We start from the raw sequence: 17,587 nt of genomic DNA, 5'->3' as shown, positions 1-17,587 counted from the left end.
TACTGAGAATGCTCCAAATCATGCCGCAACTGCCCGATCCTCTCCCGCGTCCGCTAGACCACCTTGCCGAATTGGCAGGGGCTGCGGGGCGTGGGGAGCGCCCGGCGCTGGTGTTGCGCGAGGTGACGCTTAACCACAATCAGTTAAGACAGCGTGTCGGCCAGCTGGCGATGTGGCTGACCGATAGGCTGCCCGAGCCCGGTGCGCGGGTGGCAAGCTGGGCGGCCAAAGGCGAGCTTACCTGTCTGCTGCCGCTGGCGGCGGTGCGGGCAGGGCTGGTGCATGTGCCGATCAACCCGCTTCTGAAGCGCGCACAGGTGGCCCATATCCTCGCCGACAGTGGGGCGAAATTGCTGATCGGCACGGGCTCGCGGCTTGCCTCGCTGGAGCAGGGCGATCTGACCGGGGATTGCAGCGCGCTGGAGGAAGGCGAGGCGCTGAAGCTGGCGGAAGCCTATGGCGCGCTCGGCCCGTCGCAGGCCGACCCGGACGCATTGGCGGCAATCCTATACACCTCTGGCTCCACCGGCAGGCCCAAGGGGGTGATGCTGAGTCATGCCAATATGTGGCTCGGCGCGGTGAGCGTGGCGCATTATCTCGCTCTGGCGGAGGATGACGTCACGCTGGCAGTCCTGCCGCTGTCCTTCGATTACGGGCAGAACCAGCTTTTGAGCACGTGGTTTGCCGGTGGCTGCGTGGTGCCGCTCGATTTCCTCTTTCCCAAGGACGTGGCCAAGGCCTGCGCGAAGCATGGCGTCACGACGCTGGCGGCGGTACCGCCCCTGTGGGTGCAACTGACCGAGATCGACTGGCCCGAAGACGCGCGCGCGCCCTTGCGGCGACTGACCAATAGCGGCGGAGCGCTGACCGTGGATTTGGTGCGCAGCTTGCGGGGGATGTTCCCAGAGGCGCGGCTGTTCCCGATGTACGGGCTGACGGAGGCATTCCGCTCGACCTATCTCGATCCGGCAGTTACAGATTCGCACCCGACTTCAATGGGTAAGGCAATACCTTTCGCAGAGATTCTCGTTATTGATGAAGCAGGTGACGTCACCGCCGATAATGCGGAAGGCGAACTCGTCCATTGCGGGCCGCTGGTGGCGCAGGGCTATTGGCAAGACCCGGAGCGCACCGCCGAGCGCTTCAAGCCTGCGCCCGCTGCCTCGGCCTATGGCGGCACCGCAGTGTGGTCGGGCGACCGGGTGCGGCGCGATGCGGATGGCTTGCTCTATTTCGCCGGACGGCACGACGCGATGATCAAGTCTGCGGGCAACCGCATCTCCCCGCAGGAGATCGAGGAGGCAGCGCTTGCCACCGGGCTGGTGGCCGAAGCCGTGGCGCTGGGCGTTGCCGATGCGCGTCTGGGGCAGGCGGTCCATCTGGTGGTTCGCGGTGCGGGCCATGCTGCCGACGCCGCCGAGGAACTGCCCAAGCGGCTCCAGCGCGATCTTCCCAATTTCATGCAGCCACGCCACATCCACTGGCGCGAGGCGATGCCGATCAATCCCAATGGCAAGATCGATCGCACCGCCTTGCAGGCCGAACTCAATCAGGAATTTGCATCATGAAACCCGTCGGCCCGATCCCTTCCGGCTATGAAACCATCGGCGGCGAGCTTGCCATTGGTGGCAAGCGCGCGAGCGAACTCGTCGCCGAAGCAGGGCGCACGCCGCTGTTCGTTTATTCGCGCAGCCAACTCGATGCCCGCATCGCCCAGCTGCGCGCAGCCCTGCCTGCGCGGGTGGGGATCAACTACGCGGTCAAGGCCAACCCGCTGCCTGCCGTGATCGCCCACATGGCGCCGCTGGTGGACGGGTTCGACATCGCCTCCTCGGGCGAATTGGCGCTGTGTCAGGCGGTCGGCATTGATCCTGCGCGGATCAGCTTCGCCGGCCCGGGCAAGCGCGATGACGAGCTCGAAGCCGCGATTGCCGCCGGGGTCACGCTCAATTGCGAGAGCGAGGGCGAGGGGCGGCGCGCGCTGGCGATCGGCGATCGGATCGGCAAGGCGCCGCGCATCGCGATCCGCGTAAACCCCAGTTTCGAGCTCAAGGGTTCGGGCATGAAGATGGGCGGTGGCGCCAAGCCTTTCGGTGTCGATGCCGACAAGGTGCCCGATCTTGCCCGGTCGCTGATTGCGGGCGGGGCCGAGTGGCGGGGCCTCCACATCTTCACCGGCAGTCAGGCACTGAGCGCTGATGCGATCATTGAGGCGCAGGGCAATGTCATCGATCTCGCCGCCCAGTTGACCGAAGCAATCGGCCACGGCTGTCCCAAGCTCAACATGGGCGGGGGCTTCGGGATTCCCTATTTTCCGGGGGACGAGCCGCTCGATCTTGTCCGCGTGGGCACGGCGTTGGCAGACCGGGTGGCGCATTTGCCCGATGCCCTGGCGCAATCCGCGCTCTGTATCGAACTGGGACGCTACCTCGTGGGCGAGGCGGGGGTTTACCTGTGCCGGGTGATCGACCGCAAGGAGAGCCACGGCGTGGTCTATCTTGTGACGGACGGAGGGTTGCACCACCAGCTGGCGGCCTCGGGCAATTTCGGCACGGTTGTGCGGCGCAATTATCCTTCAGCAATTGCAACGCGTTACGGGGCCGAGGCGACAGAGGAAGTCAATATCGTCGGCTGCCTATGCACCCCGCTCGACAGGCTGGCCGACAATGCCGCCATGCCCCATGCCGAGGTGGGCGATCTGGTCGCGGTGTTCTGCGCCGGAGCCTATGGCGCGAGCGCCAGCCCGACCGCATTTCTCGGGCATGGTGCAGCCGCCGAAATGCTCGTCTGAGGCCGTCGCGCGGGGGCCATGTTAACCCCCGCAAGGTGCCTTTCCCGAAGCGGGATAGGCCCCGATTTGGCGCTGTATAACTAACAATATGTTCACCATTTCCGGCGAGAAGACAGGCATCGCCCGTCTCGCACAGGTTGCAGGTCGCTCCTGCAAGCCGCCTGTGTCGGGGTCGGGCGGAAAAATGGCCAAGGATCCTCGTCAATGCTGCAATCGCTGTTCCCCGTCCGTCTCGCCACCCTTCTGCTGGCGCCGCTCGCGCTTGCGGGCTGCGGGGGCGCCGGCACCGAATTGCCCTCAGCCAGCTACGCCAACGCTCCGATTGCGCCGTCCGAGGAATACACCATCGGGCCGCTCGACGAGATCACCATCCATGTGTGGCGCAACCCCGAACTCTCGGCCGACAAGGTGCGCGTGCGCCCCGATGGCCGTCTGACGATCCCGCTGGTCCAGGACATTCCCGCCGTCGGCAAGACCTCCACCCAGTTGCAGGAATACATCGCCGGCGAGCTGTCGAAATATATCGAGCAGCCGATTGTCTCGGTGATCGTCAACACGCCCGAAGGCAACTTCACCCAGCAGGTGCGCATCATCGGTGCGACGCCGCAGCCTGCCTCGCTGCCGTTCCGCGCCAACATGACCGTGCTCGATGCGATGATCGCGGTTGGCGGGCTCAACGAATTTGCCGCCGGGAACCGCGCCAAGCTGATCCGTCAGGACCGCGAGACCGCCAAGCAGCTCGAATATCGCCTGCGCCTGTCCGATCTGGTGCGCAAGGGCGATGCCAGCGCCAACGTCATGCTGATGCCGGGGGATACGATCATCATCCCGGAAAGCCGGTTCTAACGGAGCGCGCGCCGAAATGAACGATCTTATCGAGGATCTGCGCGCCGCCATGTGGTCGGTATGGCACCGCCGCTGGATTGCGCTGGCGGTGGCCTGGGGCGTGTGCCTTCTGGGCTGGGTGGTGATCGCGATGATCCCCAACACCTACGAATCCAAGGCCCGCGTCTATGTCGACGTGGAGGACGTGCTGTCCAAGCAGCTCGGCATTGCCGGTGACGGCAAGGAAGAAATCATGCGCGTGCGCCAGACCCTGTCGAGCGCCAAGAACCTCGAAAAGGTAATCACCGCCACCCGCCTTGGCGAAGGCGTGACCGAGCGCGGCGCAATCGACGCGATGACCGGCGAGCTCGAAAAGAAGGTGAAGGTGACGAGCGAGCAGGACAACCTGTTCGAGATCACCGCCGAAATCGGTCGCGGCGATCTGAGCGATGCCGAAAACGCCGTGCTGGCGCGCGATGTGGTGCAGAAGCTGCTCGACATCCTGCGCGAAGAGCACGTGGTCGGCAACCGCGCCGGGATTTCCTCCGCGATCGGCGATCTCGACCGCCAGCTCGAAGAGCGCAAGCGCGAGCTTGAAGCGGCCGAACAGCGCCGCCTTGCCTTCGAGGCGCAGTTTCCCGATCTGGTCGGCGGCACGGACAGCCTGTCGAGCAAGGTGCAGGCCTCGCGCGCCGATCTGCGCGCCGTCGATGCCGATCTCGCTGCGGCGCAGAGCGCGCTGGCCGCGATCTCTGGCCAGCTTTCGAGCACGCCGCGCAGCATCATCGGCGGACCGCAGGCGACCGGGCCGCGCGCGGCACTGATGCAGGCCCAGACCCAGCTCGCCGAGCTGCGCTCGCGCGGGCTCACCGATAGCCACCCCGATGTGGTCGCCATGACCAAGCAGGTCACGCTTCTCACCCGTCAGGCTGCCGCCTATGGCGAGGATGCGGGTGCAACCCCCAATCCGGCCTATGCCTCGCTGCTGGCGATCCGCACCGAGCGTCAGGCGACCGTCGATGCCCTGCAGGCCCGCCGCGCCGCCTTGCAGAGCGACTTTGCCGCGCTGATGGCAAGTCAGGCCTCCGAGCCGACAGTTGCCGCTGAAGCCAACCGCATCAGCCGCGATTATGACGTGCTGCGGACCAATTACGAAAAGCTGCTGCAGGACCGCGAGGCACTGAAGACGCGCGGCAAGGTCGAGGACAAGGCCAGCCAGTTCCGTTTCGACGTGATCCAGGCACCCAGCGTTCCGCAAAAGCCGGCCGCGCCCAACCGCCCGCTGCTGCTGCTTGGCGTGCTGATCGTCGGCCTGGGTGCGGGCGTTGCGGCGGCCTATGCGATCAGCCAGCTCAAATCGAGCTTCGCCACGCCGCAGCAGTTGGAAAAGGCCTTCGATCTGCCGGTGATCGGCTCGATCTCGCTGACCATTTCCGATGCCGCCCGGGCGCTTGAAGCCAAGCGGATGAAGCAGTTTGCCGGGGCCAGTGCCGGCCTTCTGGGCATTTTCGTGATCCTTGTCACCATCGAGTTCGTCTCGATCGGGACGATTGCGTGAGGACGGGGAGAGCGCAATGACCGACCAGGGCAAGATCAATCGCGCGGGCGCCAAGCCTGCTTCGCTGTTCGAACGGGCCGATGCGACCTTCGGGCTGGGGCCGCTCCATGGCGCGCCCAAGGTACCGGCAGTGCCCCCGGTCGCCGAGAGCCTGCGCCGCGCGCCTGCGCCTGTCGCAGCGCCTGCGTATGCCCCGCAGCCGGTGGCCGCCGCGCCACAGGCAGCACCTGCCCCTGCACCCGAAGCCCCGCGCGCAGTGCGCTTTAGCGGGCCTCACGCTGCCATCGACCGCGATCATCTGCGTGATGCCGGGCTGATCGTGCCGGAAGATCCGGTGACCGGCCTGCTCGAGGAGTTCCGCATCATCAAGCGCGAACTGCTCGCCGATGCCCGTGCCGGAGCCAGCGGCCGGTCGCGCCGCATCCTCGTGTGCTCGCCCCATCCGGGCGAGGGCAAGACCTATTGCGCCACCAACCTCGCGATTGCGCTGGCGGCCGAGCGCGATATCGAAGTGCTGCTGATCGACGCCGACGTGGTCAAGCCGAGCGTGTCGCGCCGGCTCAGGATCGAAACCACCCGCGGGCTGATGGATACGCTGGCCGAGCCCGCGATCCAGCCCGAAAGCGTTGTCATTAGCACCGATATCGAAGGGCTGTTCGTGCTGCCCGCCGGTACGGCCACCGCGCGCGATGCCGAATATCTGGCGAGCGCGCGCACCGGCGAAGTGCTCGAGCGGCTGACGCAGGGCGCGCCCAACCGGATCGTGATTTTCGACACGCCGCCCGCGCTCGCCGCGTCGGCCGCCGCCGAGCTTGCCCAGCATGTCGGGCAGGCCTTGCTGGTGGTGCGCGCCGATGAAACGTCCCGCGCGGCGCTGGAAGATGCGCAGCAGCTGCTTTCGGCCTGCGCGGATATCAAACTGCTCCTCAATGCCGCCCGCTACAGCCCTTCGGGCCGCAGCTTCGGCACCTATGGGGCGAGGGGGTGAGACCCATGCGTAGAGCCATTTTTGCTATGCCGCTGGCGCTTGCGGGTCTTGCCGCAGCCGCGCCGGCATGGGCGCAGAACCAGCCGATGGGCGCAGGGCAAGCCCAAGGACAGGGTGCCGGACAGGGGCAGGGCGGCGGTGCCGGCAGCCAGCGCACCAACCGCGTCGTCCAGCCCTATATCGAAGTCGGGCAGGTGCTTTCGGCCGAATTGTCGCCCGGCGATGACGTGCTGACCTTCACCACGATTGCGGTCGGGGTCGACATCAATGTCCAGGGCCGCAACAGCGGCGCGGCGGTCTCGCTGCGCTACGAGCGCAATATCGGCTATGGCAATGACAGTGTCGATACCGACACCATCAGCGGCGTCGCACGCGGCACGCTGGCGATCATTCCCAATGCGCTGAGCTTCGAGGCGGGCGGTCTGGCCGCGCGCACGCGGGTCGATGGCGGCGGCGGCACCACCGCCAACCCGCTGGTGCGCGAGGATGCCGAAAGCCGTTTCTACAGCGCCTATGCCGGGCCGAGCCTCAACACCCGTGTCGGCGATGTCGACGTGCAGGGCGTGGGCCGCGTGGGCTATAACCGCTTCGAGAACGACGCGGTGCTGACCAATGCTGCGGGCCAGCCGGTCGACGTGTTTGACGACAGCGTGACCTATCTCGGGCAGGTGCGCGCGGGCTTCCGTCCGGACACCGTGCTCCCCGTGGGCCTTGCGGTCACCGCCGGGGGCTTTCAGGAAGACATTTCCAACCTGGACCAGCGCGTGCGCGATCTTTACGCGCGCGCCGACATCACCGTGCCGGTCAGCCCCTCGGTCGCGCTGGTCGGCGGGATCGGCTACGAGAATGTCGAGATTTCCAGCCGCGACGCGCTGCGCGATGCCAATGGCGATCCGGTGGTGGGGGCCGATGGCCGCCTTGTCACCGATCCCGCTTCGCCGCGCATCCTCGCTTTCGATGTCGACGGGCTGCTGTGGGATGTGGGCGTGATGTGGCGCCCCTCCTCGCGCACCTCGCTCGAGGCGCGTGTCGGGCATCGCTATGATTCCACCACCTATTACGGCACCTTCACCTATGCCCCGAGCCAGCGCAGCGCCTTTGCGCTCAGCGTCTATGACGGGGTGACGGGCTTCGGCGGGTTGCTCAACAATTCGCTGGCGGGCCTTTCGAGCGACTTCGAGGCGATCCGCAATCCGGTGACGGGTGATTTCGGCGGACTGGTCAACGGAACCGAGGGACAGGCGCAGATCGGCGGGCTCGGCTCGGTGCGCTCGGCTGCCTTCCGCGGTCGCGGCGTGCGTGCCTCGTGGCAGCGGCAGGTCGGCCGCACCACGGCAGCACTGGGCGCAGGCTATGACCGGCGCACCTTCATCGCGGCGCCCGGCACCGCGCTCGCCGCGCTCGATGGGCTGACCGACGAGAGCTACTACGTGGTCGGCGGCCTCACCCGGCAGATCGGGCAGAACGCCAACCTCACCACCAATGCCTATGTGAACTGGTTCGACAGCGCCAATGCCAATGGCGACGTTACCGCTGTCGGCGGCTCTGCGGCCTATAACCAGTCGTTGACCCGCCGCCTCACCGCCCGTGCGGCGATCGCCTTCGACTATTTTGACAGCGATTTCACCGCCGAGGACTTTGCCTTTGCGACCGCGCTTGTCGGCCTGCGCTACGATTTCTGATTGGGGAGCGAGACGCTCATGTACGAACAATTCTATGGCTTTGCGGCACGCCCGTTCCAGCTGACGCCCGATCCGCAATTCTATTTCGAAAGCGTCAGCCACAAGAAGGCGATGAGCTATCTGGGCTATGGCCTCGGACAGGGTGAGGGCTTCATCGTCATCACCGGCGAGGTGGGCGCGGGCAAATCGACTCTGGTCGCCCATCTGATGGAGCGGATCGACCCTTCGGCGCTCACCGTCGCGCAGGTTGTCACCAGCGCGCTTGACGGTGCCGAGCTGGTCCATGTCGTGGCGCAGGCCTTCGGGCTTGCGGTCGAAGGGCATGACAAGGCCGGCGCATTGGGCGCGATCGAACGCTTCTTGCAGGACGAGGCCCGTGCCGGACGGCGCTGCCTGCTGGTGGTGGACGAATGCCAGAACCTTGATCTCGCCGCGCTCGAAGAGCTGCGGATGCTGTCGAACTTCCAGCTCGGCTCGCACCCGCTGCTGCAAAGCCTGCTGCTCGGCCAGCCCGAGTTCCGCCGCACGCTGGCCCATCATCCGGGGCTGGAGCAGCTGCGCCAGCGGATCATCGCATCGCACCACCTCGAAGCGCTCGATGAGAGCGAGGTCGAGGCCTATGTCTGCCACCGCCTGCGCCATGTCGGGTGGGTCGGCAATCCGGGCCTGAGCGAAGGGCTGCTCGATGCGCTCTACCGCCAGACCGGCGGGATCCCGCGCCGCGTCAACCAGGTGATGAACCGCCTGCTGCTGCTCGGCGCGATCGAAGAACGCGGCGAATTGACGCTGGCGATGCTCGATGACGTGGTCGCCGAAATGACTGCCGATCAGACCCGCGGCGCGCATGGACGCGGCGATCTGCGCGCGGCCCCGGTGCCGGTGAACGTGGCTGCGCCCGCGCATAGCGGCGACAGTCTGCCTACGGCCGAAGTCGCTGCCATGTTGGCCGACCGCGATGCTCGCACCGCCGAACTCGAAGCAGCGATCAGCGAGCTTCAGGCTGCCGGCAGCCAGCACCGCGCGGCCAGCGGCGAGGCGCTCTCGCCCGAGGAAGTGCGGATTGCCGAGGCCCGCTTTGCCGCCGAACTCGAACGCATCGAAGCGCGGCTTGAAGAGCAGGAGCAATCCTTCCGCCACGTGCTGACCATGCTGATCGAGTGGCTCGAGGAAGACCCGTCGCGTCAGGCCGCCTGACATGAACGCTCCGGTTGATCCCTTGCGCGAAGGCCCCGGCCGGCGCGTCGTCAACGGCCTCTCGGTCGATGTCGAGGACTGGTTCCAGGTCGGCGCCTTCGAGAAGGTGATCGCGCGCGGCGAATGGGACGCGATCAGCACCCGCGTCGAGGACAATGTCGCGCGGGTGATCGACCTGTTTGCCGAGGCCGATGTGCGCGCCACATTCTTCACGCTTGGCTGGGTCGCCAAACGCCACCCGGCGATGATGCGCCGGATTGCCGATGCGGGCCACGAAGTCGCCAGCCACGGCTATGATCACGCGCGCGTCTTCACCTTCACACCCCGTGAATTCGCCGAGGATATCGCCAAGGCCCGCGCGATCCTCGAGGATTGCACCGGACAGGCGGTCAGCGGCTATCGCGCGCCGAGCTTTTCGATCGATCACCGCACGCCCTGGGCGTTCGATGTGCTGGCAAGCCAAGGCTATGCCTATTCCTCCAGCGTGGCGCCGATCGTGCATGATCACTATGGCTGGCGCGAGGCCCCGCGCTTTGCCTTCCGCCCGATTGCAGGCGCGCCGCTGGTCGAGATCCCGGTCACCACCGCGATCCTTGGCGGACGGCGTGTGGCGGCGGGCGGCGGCGGCTTTTTCCGGGTGCTACCCTATGGCTTTTCGCGCTGGGCGATCCGGCAGGTGAACCGCGCCGAGGGCCGTCCGGCAGTGTTCTATTTTCACCCCTGGGAGGTCGATCCCGATCAGCCGCGCGTGGGCCTTGCACCGCTGCGCTCGCGCGTCCGGCACTATACCGGTCTTGCAAAAATGGCGTGCAAGCTCAGCGATTTGGTCCACGAATTTGCATGGGGCCGGATGGATGCCATCGCACGGCGCGAAGCCCTGCGGGCCGAGGTCATCCCGGGTCTGGTGCGGGAGCCTGCGGAATGAACGCGCCGCTTCGCGCCGGGCACCAGTTGCGCGTGCTCGACTGGAGCGATGCGGGCGAGGTCTCCCGGATCGAGGGCTTTGTCGCCGAATGTGGCGGCAGTCTGTTTCACCGCCCGGCATGGCTTCGCGCTGTGGCGGCGGGCACTGGACAGCGGCCAGCCGGGCTCGTCAGCGAGCGGCTTGGTGTGGTCACGGGTTGGCTCCCGCTCACCGAAGTCCGCTCGGCACTGTTCGGCAAGGCGCTGGTGTCGAGCGGGTTCGGCGTCGGCGGCGGCATCCTTGCCGAAGGGCGCGAGGCCGAGCGGGCCTTGGCGAGCGCAGCGGAAGATCACGCAGTGCGTCATGGCTTTTCCGGTATCGAACTGCGCGGCGGCCCGATCCCCGAACATTGGGACGCATGGGACGACAAGCATTGCGGGTTCGAGCGGCCGCTGGCGGGCGATGACGAGGCCGAACTCACCGCCATCCCGCGCAAGGCCCGCGCCGAGGTGCGGAAGGGTCTGGGCTTTGGCCACCGCATCACGATCGGGCGGGCCGCAGGCGATCTCGCCGCGCACTATGCCTGCTTCAGCGAAAGCGTGCGCAATCTCGGCACGCCGGTCTTCCCGCGTTCGCTGTTCAAGGCCATGCTGGAGGCCTTTCCAGACAGCAGCGACATCCTCACCGTGTGGGACGGGACACGTCCGCTGGCGAGTGTCCTCAGCTTCTATCACGCCGGCGCGGTGATGCCCTTCTGGGGCGGCGGCGTATTCGCCGCCCGGGGGGCGCGCGCCAACGAAGTGATGTATTACGAATTGATGCTTCACGCTCGCCGACAGGGGATGACCCGTTTCGATTTCGGGCGCTCCAAGACGGGCAGCGGGCCTTTCGCCTTCAAGAAGAACTGGGGCTTTGCGCCGCAGCCGCTCACCTATGGCGGATGGACCGCGCCCGGCCAGCCTGCCCGCAATATCGATCCGACCGACGCGAGCTACAGTCGCAAGATCGACTTGTGGAAGAAGCTGCCGCTGCCGCTCGCCAACACCTTGGGGCCGTGGATCGCACGCGGATTGGCGTGATGGGAGGGATCCTGTTCCTCGCCCACCGCGTGCCGTTCCCGCCCGATCGCGGCGACCGGATCCGCGCGCATCATCTGCTCAAAGGTCTGGTCCGGCTTGGCCCGGTGCATGTCGGCTGCTTTGCCGAGGGGCGTGGCGGCAAGGGCGAGGCGGAGCTGGCGGAACTCGCCGCAAGCTATTGCATCGCGCCGCGCACCAAGCCCCTGCCGCTAGCGGGAATCGAGGCGGTGCTGGCAGGCAAACCGGTGAGCCTCACCGCCTTTCACAGCCGCAGGCTTGAGGATTGGGTGCGCGATACCATCGCCCGCCACCAGATCGAGGCGATTGTCGTGTTCTCGGGCCAGATGGGGCAATATGTCCCGGATGACTTTGCAGGGCACGTGGTGATCGACCTGTGCGATGTCGATAGCGCGAAGTTCGCCAGCTATGCGCAAGGCGGCGAGCGGGTGTGGCTCAACGCCCGCGAAGCGCGGCTGCTGGCGGCAGAGGAAGAGCGCCTCGGCCAGCGTGCCGATGCGACGATCCTGATCTCGGAGGCCGAGGCTGCGCTCTATCGTAGCCGCCTGACCGCGCCGGACCGGGTCAATGTGCAGGTGATCGGCAACGGTATTGATGCGGACTTCTTCGATCCGGCAGCTGCCCGTCCGCATCCGGCCCTGAGCGAACAGGCGGGGCCGCATTTCGTGTTTACCGGCCAGATGGATTACCGCCCCAACGAACAGGCGGCGCTGTGGGTGATCGAGGCGCTGCTGCCGAAGCTGCGCGAAGTCCTGCCGGACGCGAGGTTCCATGTGGTCGGCCGCAATCCGACGGCAAGGCTGATGGCGCATCACGGCGCACCGGGCGTCCACGTCTGGGGCGAAGTGCCCGATGTGCGGCCCTTCATTGCCGCAGCCGATGCCGTACTCGCCCCGCTGCTGATCGCGCGCGGGGTGCAGAACAAGGTGCTCGAAGCCATGGCCATGGCCAAGCCTGTTGTGCTCACCCCCGATGCGGCGACCGGCATTGCCGCAAGCCATGAAGAGCACTGGCTGGTGTGCCCGCCAGATCCCGCCGCCATGGCGCAGCGTATCGCGGGGCTGATTGCCGATCCGGCGTCACAGGCGCGCGTCGGCGCTGCGGCGCGACGGTTCGTGCTCGATCATCATGGCTGGGAAGCAATGCTTGCCCCGCTCGCCAATCTGATTGGCGTGACCAAGCAGGGGGTGCGCCATGCCGCCTGAGCCTGCCGCGCTCACCCTCCCGCTTGACGGGAAGGCGCAGGCCATCCCCGGGCCGTGGCGCACGGCGCTCGGCCTGCTGGGCCTCGCGAGCGCCGCGCTGATCCTGCTGGCCGCGCGCGAGTGGGCCGAGATGCTGCACCAGTGGTGGAACATCGACACCTATAACCACCTGCTGCTGATGCCGCCGATCCTTGCGTGGCTTGTGCTGCTCAAGGCTGATGAGCTTGCGCAGGTCACGCCGCGCAGCTTCGCGCCGGGGTTGGTGCTGGTGCTGGCCGCGCTCGGCCTGTGGAGCATGGGACGGGCGCTGGGCATCAATCTCGTCGCTCAGGCTGGCGCTGTCGGCATGGTGCAGGGCGCGGTGGTCACCGTGCTGGGCCTTCGCGCGTCGGTGCTGCTCGCTCTGCCGCTTGCCATGGCGGCGTTCCTCGTGCCCTTCGGTGACGAGATCATTCCCCCGCTGCAAGCCATCACGGCCGAAATCGCCGTGACGCTCACCCATCTGAGCGGGGTTCCGGCGCGGGTCGAGGGGCTGCACATCGATACGCCCGCTGGCCTGTTCATCGTTGCCGAGGCGTGTTCGGGCGTGAAGTTCCTGATCGCGATGGTCACGCTGGGCGTGCTGGTATGCTTCACCCGTTTTGCCAGCTGGCGGCGGCGCGCGGTGTTCTTGGCGCTGTGCGTCATCGTGCCGATTCTCGCCAACGGCGTGCGCGCATGGGCGACGATCTATGCCGCACAGTTCATCGGTGCGACACGCGCGACGAGCTTTGATCACATCATCTATGGCTGGGTGTTCTTCGCGCTCATTACTGCAGGGCTGCTGGGCGCGGCGTGGCGCTTCTTTGAACGCGAGCCGGAGACCTATGGCTGGCGTGCGGCCGATCTGACCTCGAACCTTGCCCTTGCGCGGGCTGAGACCGGCGCGCTTGGCCCGCTCGGCGCTGCCTTTGCGATCATCGCCCTTGCGGTGATTGCCGCGCTCGCCGGCCTGCTCTAGGCCTGACAGCACCATGTGCGGGATTGCCGGGATATTTCATGCCGAAACGCCCAAGCCGATCGATCCTGTGCGGGTCGAGCGGATGTGCGACGCATTGGTTCACCGCGGGCCTGACGGGGCAGGGGTGTGGACCGATCACGGGGTCGGCCTCGGCCACCGCCGCCTCTCGATCATCGACGTCGCCGGATCGCCCCAGCCGATGCATGCCGCCGATGGCCGCGCGGTGATCGTCTTCAACGGCGAGATCTACAATTTCCGCGAATTGCGCCGCGAGCTTGAGCAGGCGGGCTTCACCTTCCGCACCAATGGCGACACCGAGGTGATCCTTGCCGCATGGCAGCGTTGGGGCCCGGATTGCCTCAAGCGCCTCGACGGGATGTTCGCTTTTGCCCTGTTCGACCGCGAAAAGCGTCAGCTGTTCCTCGCGCGCGACCGCTTCGGGGTGAAGCCGCTGTTTCTCGCGCACCTCTCGGATGGCAGCATCGCCTTTGCCTCGGAGTTGAAGGGGCTATTGGCGCATCCGTTGCTGCGCCGCCGCGTGAACCCGCAGGCAATCGAGGCCTACATGGCCTGGGGCTATGTGCCCGATAGCCATGCGATCCTTGCAGGCGTCGAGAAGCTGCCCGCCGGCCACTTCTGGCTGATGGAGCAGGGCAGGGCGCCGGGCCGTCCGCAGCGCTGGTGGGACATCGACTTTACGGCCCGCGAGAAGGGCAGCGAGGCCGATCTCTCCGCCCAGCTTGTCCACTTGCTGCGCGAAGGCGTGCGCTCGCGCATGGTCGCCGATGTGCCTCTGGGGGCGTTCCTTTCGGGCGGGGTCGACAGCTCGGGTGTGGTCGCGCTGATGGCCGAGGCCAGCGCTTCGCCAGTGCAGACCTGTTCGATCGGATTCGATGTCGCCGCCTATGACGAGACCTCCTACGCCCGTCAGGTCGCCGCCAAGTTCGGGGCGGATCATAAGGAGCGGATCGTCGCCACCGATGATTTCGCCGCCATCGACACCCTGGCGGGGATGTTCGACGAGCCCTTTGCCGATGCCTCGGCCCTGCCGACATGGCGGGTGTGCCAGCTGGCGCGCGAGCGGGTGACAGTGGCGCTGTCGGGTGACGGCGCGGACGAGGCCTTTGCCGGATACCGCCGTCAGGTGTTCCACCATCACGAGGAGCGCACCCGCGCGGTCCTGCCTGCGGCTTTGCGCCGGCCGCTGTTCGGTTCATTGGGGCGCGTCTGGCCCAAGGCCGATTGGGCGCCGCGCCCGCTGCGTGCCAAGGCGACCTTGCTGGCGCTCGCGGAAAGCGGCGAGGAAGGATACGCCCGCGGGCTTTCGGTGACGCTGCCGGGCGCGCGCCATGCGCTCTATTCCGATGGTTTCGCGGCCAGCCTCGATGGCTTCCGCGCCGAGGACGAGCTGATCGCGCTCATGCGCGCCGCGCCGGGCCGCTCGGGCCTCGACCGCGCGCAATATGCCGATCTCACCTTCTGGATGCCCGGCGACATCCTCACCAAGGTCGATCGCACCAGCATGGCGGTGAGCCTCGAAGCGCGCGAGCCGCTGCTCGATCACCGGCTTGTCGAGTTTGCCGCAAGGCTGCCCGAGGGGATGCGGGTGCATGGCAGCACCGGCAAATACCTGCTCAAGAAGTCGCTCGAACGCTACCTGCCGCACGACATTCTCTATCGGCCCAAGCAGGGCTTCGTCACGCCGATTGCCGAATGGTTGAAGGGACCGCTCGCGGGGGCTGCCCGAGGGATAGCATCGGGTAGCCTTGCCCAGACCGGGTTCTTTGATCCCAAGGCGATTGCGGGTCTGGCCGAAGCCCACATCGCAGGCCGCGCGGATCACTCGCGGACGCTCTGGCAGCTCTTGATGCTGGAAAAGTCCCTGGGACAGCTCGGGGTCAGCGCCTAGCCTTCGGCGCCGTGGCCCAGCGCCATGTAGGTGTCGGACTGCATCTCATTGAGCCGGCTCACGGTCCGCTCGAATTCAAAGGCACCGTCGCCTGCGGGGTAGAGTTGCTCCGGCACGGCGGCGGCGGTGACGAAGAGCTTCACGCGGTTCTCGTAAAGCGCATCGATCAGCTTGGTGAAGCGGATCGCCTCGTTGCGGTTTTCCGGCCCCATGATCGGGATGCCGACGAGGATCACCGTGTGAAAGGCCTGCGCAATGGCGAGATAGTCCGCCGCCCCGCGGTTTTCGCCGCACAGCTTCCTGAAGCTGAACACCCCCACGCCCTTGAGGCTCTTGGGCACATGCAAGGTCCGCCCGCCGCCAAGGTCGAGCTCGCCGCTCGGCACGTTGGCGGCATCCTCGGGGGCGAAGTCGGTGAGGCGGAAGAAGGCCTCGCGCACCTGCGCGGTCGCCGCATCGCCAATCGGCGAATGCCACAGGGCAAGCCCGCCGATCCGGTCGAGCCGGTAATCAGTCGGGCCGTTGAGGCTGAGCACGTCCATCCGCGCTTCGACCAGATCGATGAAGGGCAGGAAGAGCGAGCGGTTAAGGCCGTCCGTGTAGAGATCGCGCGGCGGGCGGTTGGAGGTGGTGACGATCACCGTGCCCGCTTCCATCAGCGCGGTGAAGAAGCGGCCCATGATCGCCGCGTCGGCGGTGTTGGTGACTACCATCTCGTCAAAGGCGAGGCATTTGAGGCCGCTCGCCATATCGTTCGCGACGGCGACCAAGGGATCGCGCAACTGGGCCTTGCGCGCCTCGGCAATGCGGCGGTCGACTTCGAGCATGAAGGCGTGGAAGTGCACGCGGCGCTTCGCCGAAATCCCGAGGGTCTCGACGAAAAGGTCCATCAGCATCGACTTGCCGCGCCCGACCCCGCCCCAGATATAGAGACCGCGCGGCGGCGGCGCAGGCTTGCTGCCGAAGAGCTTGCCGATCAGGCCGGATGCGGCGGGCGGGGATTCGAGTTCGGTCTGAAGGGCGGCCAGTTTCACCGCCGCTGCGCGCTGGTCCGCATCGGCTCGCAATTCGCCGCTGGCGATCAGCGCGTCATAGCGGGCGAGCAGGCCGGGCACCGCGCGTCAGTCGCGCGAGCGCATCTTGCGCACGATGCCCGAATAGGAGGCGATGATGTCCTCGCCGCCATCTGCGCGCGGCTGCGTCGCAAAGCCCCGCAGGAACAGCATCCGCCCGGTTTCGCGCACGATCTCGCTGACCGCGTCGAGCGGACGCGAGGGGTCACCGCCGCCCACGAACTGCGTCGACAATTCCACCGTCACCGACGGGCCGGCCTCGCCGCTGCCGTTGATGTGCATCGCGGCAAACAGGGCGATGTCGATCAGCCCGAGCGTGACCGCGCCGTGGATGTTGTCGACAAGGTTGGTGTGGCGGCGCTCGGGGAACATGCGCAAGCGGCAATGCGCGCCTTCGCGGCGTACCCGCATCTCGCCCAGCACAGCGGTGTTGAACCGGGTGCGGTCGACCATGTTCCAGGTATACCAGTCCGCCTCGCCGCCGCACTCCTCGGGCGCGAGCGGGCGATACTCGAACGGCGCGTTGATCGGTTGGTGGTCAGCCATGATGCCGCGCCGGCGCTGTCTGATCGCTGCCGATCAGATCGCGCGCTCGGCCATCATCTTCTTGGTTTCGGCGATCGCCTTGGCGGGGCTCAGGCCCTTGGGGCAGACATTCGCGCAGTTCATGATGGTGTGGCAGCGGTAGAGGCGGAACGGATCTTCCAGATCGTCCAGCCGCTCGCCGGTCATCTCGTCGCGGCTGTCAGCGAGCCAGCGATAGGCCTGGAGCAGGATCGCCGGGCCGAGGAACTTGTCCGAATTCCACCAGTAGCTCGGGCACGAGGTCGAGCAGCAGGCGCACAGGATGCACTCGTAAAGCCCGTCGAGCTTTTCACGCTGTTCGGGCGATTGCAGCCGCTCCTTGCCCGAGGGCGTGGGGCTGACAGTCTGGAGCCACGGACGGATCGAGGCGTACTGCGCGTAGAAATGGGTGAAGTCGGGCACGAGGTCCTTGATCACGTCCATGTGCGGCAGCGGGGTGATGCGGATTTCGCCCTTGAGATCCTCGATCGCGGTGGTGCAGGCGAGGCCGTTCTTGCCGTTCATGTTCATCGAGCACGAACCGCAGATCCCCTCGCGGCACGAACGGCGGAAGGTCAGGGTCGGGTCGATCTCGTTCTTGATCTTGAACAGGGCGTCCAGAACCATCGGCCCGCATTCGTCGAGATTGATCTCGAACTTGTCATAGCGCGGGTTCTGGCCGCTGTCGGGATCGTAGCGGTAGATCTTGAACGACTTGACCCGGCCGCCTTCGGCCTTGTGGACCTTGCCATTGGCATTGATCTTGGAATTCTTGGGAAGAGTGAAGGTTGCCATGA

15 protein-coding genes are annotated in these 17,587 nt (G+C 66.6%); 12 read left to right on the top strand and 3 right to left on the bottom strand.

Annotated features, from left to right (window positions below; all coding sequences use genetic code 11):
• The first annotated feature begins 20 nt into the window (after positions 1–20).
• The 12 genes from RSE14_RS03425 to RSE14_RS03370 all read left to right on the top strand — a co-directional run bounded on the left by RSE14_RS03425 (position 21) and on the right by RSE14_RS03370 (position 15,153).
• Entirely contained in the window at positions 21–1,568 is a 1,548-nt protein-coding gene (locus tag RSE14_RS03425) for an acyl-CoA ligase (AMP-forming), exosortase A system-associated (protein ID WP_324075840.1), read from the top strand.
• Positions 1,565–2,791 (top strand): pyridoxal-dependent decarboxylase, exosortase A system-associated, encoded by a 1,227-nt coding sequence (locus RSE14_RS03420; protein WP_324075839.1) that lies wholly within the window; start codon positions 1,565–1,567, stop codon positions 2,789–2,791. The genes RSE14_RS03425 and RSE14_RS03420 overlap by 4 nt, the downstream gene beginning before the upstream one ends.
• 204 nt (positions 2,792–2,995) lie before the next feature.
• The gene (locus tag RSE14_RS03415) at positions 2,996–3,637 is read left to right on the top strand and encodes an XrtA/PEP-CTERM system exopolysaccharide export protein (RefSeq protein WP_324075838.1); all 642 of its coding nucleotides are present in this window, start codon (positions 2,996–2,998) and stop codon (positions 3,635–3,637) included.
• A gap of 16 nt (positions 3,638–3,653) precedes the next feature.
• Positions 3,654–5,174, top strand: coding sequence for an XrtA system polysaccharide chain length determinant (locus RSE14_RS03410; protein WP_324075837.1), 1,521 nt, complete (start codon positions 3,654–3,656; stop codon positions 5,172–5,174).
• Positions 5,175–5,190: 16 nt separating this feature from the next.
• A complete protein-coding gene (locus RSE14_RS03405) occupies positions 5,191–6,162 on the top strand; it encodes an AAA family ATPase (RefSeq protein ID WP_324075836.1) in 972 nt (323 codons plus the stop codon).
• 5 nt (positions 6,163–6,167) lie between these two features.
• A complete protein-coding gene (locus tag RSE14_RS03400) occupies positions 6,168–7,844 on the top strand; it encodes a porin family protein (protein WP_324075835.1) in 1,677 nt (558 codons plus the stop codon).
• Between the two features lie 18 nt (positions 7,845–7,862).
• Positions 7,863–9,038 (top strand): XrtA/PEP-CTERM system-associated ATPase, encoded by a 1,176-nt coding sequence (locus tag RSE14_RS03395; RefSeq protein ID WP_324075834.1) that lies wholly within the window; start codon positions 7,863–7,865, stop codon positions 9,036–9,038.
• Position 9,039: 1 nt separating this feature from the next.
• A complete protein-coding gene (locus RSE14_RS03390) occupies positions 9,040–9,963 on the top strand; it encodes an XrtA system polysaccharide deacetylase (RefSeq protein ID WP_324075833.1) in 924 nt (307 codons plus the stop codon).
• Entirely contained in the window at positions 9,960–11,021 is a 1,062-nt protein-coding gene (locus tag RSE14_RS03385) for a FemAB family XrtA/PEP-CTERM system-associated protein (RefSeq protein WP_324075832.1), read from the top strand. Before RSE14_RS03390 ends, RSE14_RS03385 begins: the two co-directional genes overlap by 4 nt.
• On the top strand, positions 11,021–12,244 hold the full coding sequence (locus tag RSE14_RS03380; RefSeq protein ID WP_324075831.1) for a TIGR03087 family PEP-CTERM/XrtA system glycosyltransferase: 1,224 nt from the start codon (positions 11,021–11,023) through the stop codon (positions 12,242–12,244). Before RSE14_RS03385 ends, RSE14_RS03380 begins: the two co-directional genes overlap by 1 nt.
• Positions 12,234–13,244, top strand: a complete 1,011-nt coding sequence (gene xrtA, locus RSE14_RS03375; protein WP_324075830.1) for an exosortase A — start codon at positions 12,234–12,236, stop codon at positions 13,242–13,244. The genes RSE14_RS03380 and xrtA overlap by 11 nt, the downstream gene beginning before the upstream one ends.
• A 13-nt stretch (positions 13,245–13,257) precedes the next feature.
• Positions 13,258–15,153: an XrtA/PEP-CTERM system amidotransferase gene (locus RSE14_RS03370; RefSeq protein ID WP_324075828.1), complete on the top strand. Its 1,896-nt coding sequence runs from the start codon at positions 13,258–13,260 to the stop codon at positions 15,151–15,153.
• On the opposite strand, the gene zapE is transcribed toward RSE14_RS03370, so the two are convergent.
• The 3 genes from zapE to RSE14_RS03355 are packed head-to-tail and all read right to left on the bottom strand — an operon-like array spanning position 15,150 to position 17,585.
• Positions 15,150–16,268, bottom strand: coding sequence for a cell division protein ZapE (zapE, locus tag RSE14_RS03365; protein ID WP_324075827.1), 1,119 nt, complete (start codon positions 16,266–16,268; stop codon positions 15,150–15,152). The two genes, RSE14_RS03370 and zapE, sit on opposite strands and share 4 nt — an antisense overlap.
• 6 nt (positions 16,269–16,274) lie before the next feature.
• Entirely contained in the window at positions 16,275–16,772 is a 498-nt protein-coding gene (locus RSE14_RS03360) for a PaaI family thioesterase (RefSeq protein ID WP_324075826.1), read from the bottom strand.
• 33 nt (positions 16,773–16,805) lie between these two features.
• Entirely contained in the window at positions 16,806–17,585 is a 780-nt protein-coding gene (locus tag RSE14_RS03355) for a succinate dehydrogenase iron-sulfur subunit (protein ID WP_324075825.1), read from the bottom strand.
• Positions 17,586–17,587 lie beyond the last annotated feature (2 nt).

Origin of the sequence: Erythrobacter sp. (assembly GCF_035194505.1) — a bacterium.
In the GTDB taxonomy this organism is placed as follows: domain Bacteria; phylum Pseudomonadota; class Alphaproteobacteria; order Sphingomonadales; family Sphingomonadaceae; genus Erythrobacter.
The sequence above is the reverse complement of the archived record's forward strand: the minus strand, read 5'-3'. Positions and strand labels throughout refer to the sequence as shown.

What these genes read in the sequence shown, in the direction of transcription:
- RSE14_RS03425 (WP_324075840.1), top strand. Translation starts at nt 21, where the DNA reads ATGCCGCAACTGCCCGATCCTCTCCCGCGTCCGCTAGACCACCTTGCC.
- RSE14_RS03420 (WP_324075839.1), top strand. Translation starts at nt 1,565, where the DNA reads ATGAAACCCGTCGGCCCGATCCCTTCCGGCTATGAAACCATCGGCGGC.
- RSE14_RS03415 (WP_324075838.1), top strand. Translation starts at nt 2,996, where the DNA reads ATGCTGCAATCGCTGTTCCCCGTCCGTCTCGCCACCCTTCTGCTGGCG.
- RSE14_RS03410 (WP_324075837.1), top strand. Translation starts at nt 3,654, where the DNA reads ATGAACGATCTTATCGAGGATCTGCGCGCCGCCATGTGGTCGGTATGG.
- RSE14_RS03405 (WP_324075836.1), top strand. Translation starts at nt 5,191, where the DNA reads ATGACCGACCAGGGCAAGATCAATCGCGCGGGCGCCAAGCCTGCTTCG.
- RSE14_RS03400 (WP_324075835.1), top strand. Translation starts at nt 6,168, where the DNA reads ATGCGTAGAGCCATTTTTGCTATGCCGCTGGCGCTTGCGGGTCTTGCC.
- RSE14_RS03395 (WP_324075834.1), top strand. Translation starts at nt 7,863, where the DNA reads ATGTACGAACAATTCTATGGCTTTGCGGCACGCCCGTTCCAGCTGACG.
- RSE14_RS03390 (WP_324075833.1), top strand. Translation starts at nt 9,040, where the DNA reads ATGAACGCTCCGGTTGATCCCTTGCGCGAAGGCCCCGGCCGGCGCGTC.
- RSE14_RS03385 (WP_324075832.1), top strand. Translation starts at nt 9,960, where the DNA reads ATGAACGCGCCGCTTCGCGCCGGGCACCAGTTGCGCGTGCTCGACTGG.
- RSE14_RS03380 (WP_324075831.1), top strand. Translation starts at nt 11,021, where the DNA reads ATGGGAGGGATCCTGTTCCTCGCCCACCGCGTGCCGTTCCCGCCCGAT.
- xrtA (WP_324075830.1), top strand. Translation starts at nt 12,234, where the DNA reads ATGCCGCCTGAGCCTGCCGCGCTCACCCTCCCGCTTGACGGGAAGGCG.
- RSE14_RS03370 (WP_324075828.1), top strand. Translation starts at nt 13,258, where the DNA reads ATGTGCGGGATTGCCGGGATATTTCATGCCGAAACGCCCAAGCCGATC.
- RSE14_RS03360 (WP_324075826.1), bottom strand. Translation starts at nt 16,772, where the DNA reads ATGGCTGACCACCAACCGATCAACGCGCCGTTCGAGTATCGCCCGCTC.
- RSE14_RS03355 (WP_324075825.1), bottom strand. Translation starts at nt 17,585, where the DNA reads ATGGCAACCTTCACTCTTCCCAAGAATTCCAAGATCAATGCCAATGGC.